Annotated in this window: 4 protein-coding genes and 1 pseudogene; all 5 read right to left on the reverse strand. The window is 44.4% G+C overall.

Features of this window, described 5'->3' with window-relative positions:
- Positions 1-256, reverse strand: a pseudogene (locus PMI17_RS12520) (type VI secretion system tip protein VgrG); the annotation flags it as partial.
- Between the two features lie 30 nt (positions 257-286).
- Positions 287-1,141, reverse strand: coding sequence for a hypothetical protein (locus PMI17_RS12525; RefSeq protein ID WP_007890088.1), 855 nt, complete (start codon positions 1,139-1,141; stop codon positions 287-289).
- A 440-nt stretch (positions 1,142-1,581) separates the two neighbouring features.
- On the reverse strand, positions 1,582-2,313 hold the full coding sequence (locus tag PMI17_RS12530; protein WP_007890090.1) for a hypothetical protein: 732 nt from the start codon (positions 2,311-2,313) through the stop codon (positions 1,582-1,584).
- A 16-nt stretch (positions 2,314-2,329) separates the two neighbouring features.
- A complete protein-coding gene (locus tag PMI17_RS12535; protein ID WP_007890092.1) occupies positions 2,330-5,041 on the reverse strand; it encodes a hypothetical protein in 2,712 nt (903 codons plus the stop codon).
- Between the two features lie 15 nt (positions 5,042-5,056).
- The coding region (locus PMI17_RS12540) for a DUF2345 domain-containing protein (RefSeq protein ID WP_036621074.1) at positions 5,057-5,437 on the reverse strand (381 nt) is incomplete at its 5' end.

A 5,437-nucleotide genomic window follows, 5' to 3' on the forward strand; every position in this document is an offset into this window, starting at 1 on the left:
TTTCGATGCTTTCCACGCGTGCGGGCAACGTGCCTGCAATCACCGGGCGGCGCAGCAGCGCCGGACGCCAGCAGACGGTTTCGCTGTACGCCATGCCGTCAAACGCCAGCATAATGCTGCTGCTGCGCGAACCGTGGCTGCGCACGCGGGTGATGAGCACGCCATCCTGAAGTCCGTCCGGCAGCGCGCTGTGGCTTTCCAGCACCTGGCCCGGCTTCCGCTGCGCGCGGTAGGTGGTGTTGTTGGTAATAAGCACCCACGGTAAATAATGATATTTCTACTTTTTTTATTTTCCCAAAGAATCAGCCATGATCCATGCAACAAGAGGCACACCCTTTGAATTAATATAGCCAATATTAATCCAATTATTGTCTTTGGAAGTTTTTATAACTTTTACCTTATCACCAGTAACAAGATAAGCACTTGTTTTGCTATTATCTTCTGGAGATAAAAACAAATATGATTTCTTAGAAATTTTTTTCTCAGACGTTACACCCCTTACATAATTTAAAATATACTCATTTACTATTGATTTAGACTCTTTATTCTTTCTAACTAGCTCTTGATAAGTATTGATGTTGTCATTATCAGGAGCATCACAACGCAAATACCTTTTTACTGTTAATTTATTAAGTGATGCCAGATTGTCTTTAACATTTTTAATTGTTGGTCGAAGTGACATGAAATCAAAGGTGTCTGTTCCTTGTGAGTTTTCCAGTACATCTTCATTTTTTTTCCAATCATAACCACATACATCGCCTTCCCAATCGCTTACATAACAACCGTTTTTCATGTCTACAATGCTACAATGAGCCTTATCAACATATTCTTTTTCTTCTCCTTCATCACTTATGTATCCTCCAGAGATACTATTTAAAATCAAGTACCTTCCCGATGGAGAAACTTTAGTTGAGCCATCTTCCGTAAAATAGCGATCTTTGATGCCTAGATCTATAACATAGCCATTCCCATTAAAAGATACTGCCCGCCAAGCATCAAAATAATAATTATCTCCGTTTGTTTTTTCTGAAAATATCACGCTAGTTCCGAGTGGCGACTTAATCGTAACGTCACTTAAGGCAGATGTTGGAATGGAAAAATAAAATATATAAATCATATTTAGATAATGATAATCCTTCATGGCCAATCCTATAGTGAATTAAATATCGCGATTTAATTATTTATTTTACCGGCAAACTTATATTCATCGACGCAATAGGTGTGGCCATTGTTTCCTCCTATTTAAGCCAGCGAACCCAGGTAGTTATGCTAATTAAGCGTGTAGATTGGACGTGTATGCTCTTTAGCAGACTAAAGCTGTTTCATCTTTAAGTCTGAGGTGTTTGTTAATTTCATTTTTACCAAAACTTCCTTTATAAAAGGTAGACACTATGCATATAGAATTGACAACATCACTGGCAGTGGTGAACTGAAAAACGAGAATCAAAGACACTCCCTCGCAGTATCTATCACCTCAATAAGAAAGCTCTATAAAAAAGGTTTTTTATAACCCTTGATACTATATTTTTCTTTAACCATCCTTTAATTAAAAATGATCATTAAAAACCTAAAAACACTCGATTATTGATTAACTATTACATAGTTTCTTTCTCTTTTTGAATACTTCAGCTCACTTACTACATCCCCTTTAATACTGTAACAATTTAAAAATGAGCCTCCATTATCCTTTTCTAAATTCTGATAGATAGCTGTCATGTAAAAACCAAAATCACACTTATCAGACTGAGGATTAATAGTTTGGATTACCTTAGCATTTTTCTTTTCAATCACATTGATTTCATTAATAATTAGTTCGCCTTTTTGGGCTTTATAGACACCAAAGAAAGAGTAGCCAGCATCACTTCCCCAAAAAGGAATTATTAGTGATTCACCGGTAAGGACTCCATTAACCCATGAATTAGTAGCTGTCAATTTAACATCGTATTCCTTACCATTGCTAGACCAACTACCATTAAGATTATTATCACTAACCAACAATTTGAACTCACATTTCTCTGGATTAAACATTACCCCATTTACAATATAGTCTTCATAATCCTTAACCCCATGAACTTCACAGATTGTAAGCTCATCGTTTAACTTCTTACCAAAGAGAGCTATAGGCGTCATTTTCTTATTATAAAAATAACTACCTTTAATGTTCACTCCAGAACCAAAATTATATTTCTGAATCGATAGCTCAATTGGATATACTCCAACAAATCCTTTGTAATTTTGAACTTCATACCAATCCTTTTTAGATAAAGCATTAAAAGACAAAAGAGCACCAATAATAATAATTAAAAACCTCATGCTTAACCTCAACAAATTAACACTCGAAAACTTTATCATTATGAAATCTCTCAAAATGACCTCTACGTTTAGCATAGCTATCAGTATGAAGATTTACTTTGGCAGTAATACGATCAACAATGCTTCCATTGTTACCTTCATCAGCTATTTTGAACAACTCTTCTCTTAACCAAAAATAAATAGCGGACCTAACGCAATATTTAGCCTCTTCTAACTTTACAGGCTCTTCAACAAAGTTGACAGAATCACCCCATTGAGTTTTATAATACTCATTAAATCCTTCATAGTTCGATTTGCCTGTGAGGTGAACAGCCCCTCTCCCTCGATATAAACTACCATCGCCTGATAATACATCACCATTCCCTAGCCTATTAGAATAAACTCTGTTTGCTATAGCCACTTCATCTGCACGAGTGGTTATAACCTTTCCGGTTTTTTTATAGGAATAGGTCTTGGCTTCTTCGGGGTTATTTCTAAAATATTTAAATGTTTGCTTAAGCCCGTCCTCACTATAGTTTAAACTTTCAATTGGACTGGCTGCCCCACCCATCTCTTCCCTTACTTGGGCAAAAAAATGATTTAAACGGCTTACTGTATCCAATTTATAAGCCTCTGAGTTTTCATTAACCTCATCTACAAAGCCTTTTAAAAAGGACTCTTTTGCTGGCGATTTGATAGCTTCAAAAACTTTATAAAGCATTTCTATTGTAAGCGACCCATTGTTTTTATTTCCAATAGAGCTTATAAAAGTGACCGGATGCATATGCCACGGCGCAGGCCCCATTCCCGGCACCTGCTTCATCCACGTCATCTTTTCAATAAACGTTTCCAGATAGGTTTTCCACTTCGAGTGCTCACCCGTCAGTGTATCCAGATAGGTTTTCCACATCGGATCATCTTTGCCGTAATACCACTCGCTGGGATGTTTAGCGATGATGCGCTGTAAGCGATCACGGTAGGACACATTATTTAGCGCCTGCAAATATTCATCGATGGAATAGGTGCCGTCGTTGTTGCTGTCTATCTTCGCCAGCAGGCGCTGGTAGTTATACTGATTGAGCGCATAGCCTGGACGATTATCAGCTTTTGCTGCTGCCTCCAGCTCTTGCAAAATTTCTTTCACGATATTGTCAGGTTGTAACTTGCCATCAATCAGGTCAAAACTGGCTGATGACTTATTCAGCACCGCAAAACCCCGTTCAGCCAGCGCATATTGTGAAATCAGCTGCGCGTCTGCCGACGCGATCCAGCCGCCTTCCTGACGGATCTGGTAATATTTCGGCTGGTCACCTTCTTTTACTACCGGCACTTTTGCCAGCGTCACGATGCCATCGGATTTGGTCCGGCGCTCGCTTGCAGTAATCTGTCCAGCTTCATTTTTATCGAACAGCTTTAGTCCGGGCTTAAATTTCAGAAACGCTGGCTTGTCTGTCCCCACATTTTCTGGATTGCCAATAAACTTAGCCACGTCATCCATGCTCAGGCACTCAATGTGCACCTGATAGCGCGACCTCTTGCCGTTGTCTGTTGGCAGTTCATAAAAGCCCAGATGCCCGATGCTGTCACCCGCGCTGATGGAAATAGCCGTTGCCGGCTTTACCACGCCATCAAACGTTGGTTGCGCGCCGGATGCGGTAGGTGTTGATGGCGTCAGATAGTCCGCATCAGACACAACCCATACGCGGTCACCTTTCTTAAGCTTGCCCACGTCTTTACCCAGCGTTGCCAGGCTGAAGGTATTCAGCGCACCGGAGGGCTCTGGCGGGTTTGTCCCCGGTTTCATAGTCGCGCGCGTTATCTGCTGCGCGATGTTATCCGGCTCGTAGCTCAGCGGAAATCCTTCCGTTAGCTTCCCTGGAGAAATACCTTTCTGAACGTCATCGCTACTCAGATAATATTTCACGCCCGTGCGTAGCACGGCGCTGAACTGACCGCTGGAATGAGCCCCGTAAGCTGGCGCACATTTTGCCCACCAGGATGGCTGTGGCGCAGTGGCGCTGGAGGCCAGTGAGCCACGATCCGAAACGGTCCAGACCTTTGTACCTGCCGCCAGCGCTGTGCCCGCAGCGTTCGTCGTCTCTGCAACAAGCGTAACTTCGTTAAACTGCCGCTTATCTGAAGCACGGCTGATGATTTTGTCGCTCAGCGTCACTGCCGTTCCGGCTTTTAGCATGCCTGCGGCAACAGGCCTGGTCGCTGTGACATTCTCCATGCTGGAGTAGTAGTTCTGCGCCTTCACCACTTTTCGCGTCATCGCGGCCTCAGTCTGCGCATAGGCGCTAAACGGCGCGAGATTCATATACAGCGTATAAAACGTCAGGCCACTTTCCGCTGTATCACCCGGCTGAATGTAATGCTTCACCAGCACAAACGAGTTCGACATATGCAGCTGGCCGTTATTCCAGCTGATGGCTGCGCTGTCGTAGTCTTTGCATACCCGGTACGCCACTATCTCGCCATCCGCCATGCAGCGGACAAACTGCTCACCTTTGTAGGGCTGATTGTTACAGAACGCCTTTTCCGCTTCGCTGTTGGTGCTTAACGCACACCACGGAATGGTCTCTTCCGTGATGTGAATGCCGCCGTGCCACATGCCCTGGCGGCCGACAAGATACTGCCCGGCGCTTTCACCGCCGAGCTTCGCCAGCAGCGCCTCAGCGGAGCCGAAGGCCTGCCCGCTTTTGTTTGCGGGCACCGGAAAACTGAACTTTGGTAATACTGCTGGCATAAATAACCGTCCCTGTTATTCGCTGGCCCATTTAGGCACGTTGCGGGTAATCACGCTGATTTCACTGGTTTTGAAGTCCGGCGTTTCCATGGGCAAATCTGCCCCACCCGCCGGTATCAGATACTGCGCCACGTTCATGATCATCGGCCCCTGCGAGCCGTGCTCAACGCCTTCGCCGCTCAGCTTCAGGTACGAGCCGCCGCCGTTCAGCGTCAGCGTTTTTGGCGTGCTGATGACGATTTCGTCTTCCGAGCTGGTCACCGTGATTTGCTGCGCGGCGCTGAACGTCATCGCATTGTGCTGCGCCTGCATTACGACTTCGCCCTGGTTGGCAACCATCGTCATCGCGCCGGTGTGGGCGAACAGGCCGAGCGCCTTTTCGGCGGCCAGCGACAG

Source organism: Pantoea sp. GM01 (genome assembly GCF_000282675.1).
Classification (GTDB): domain Bacteria; phylum Pseudomonadota; class Gammaproteobacteria; order Enterobacterales; family Enterobacteriaceae; genus Pantoea; species Pantoea nemavictus.

Coding starts and splice junctions, on each gene's coding strand:
- PMI17_RS12525 (WP_007890088.1), bottom strand. CDS start 1,141: ATGAAGGATTATCATTATCTAAATATGATTTATATATTTTATTTTTCC.
- PMI17_RS12530 (WP_007890090.1), bottom strand. CDS start 2,313: ATGAGGTTTTTAATTATTATTATTGGTGCTCTTTTGTCTTTTAATGCT.
- PMI17_RS12535 (WP_007890092.1), bottom strand. CDS start 5,041: ATGCCAGCAGTATTACCAAAGTTCAGTTTTCCGGTGCCCGCAAACAAA.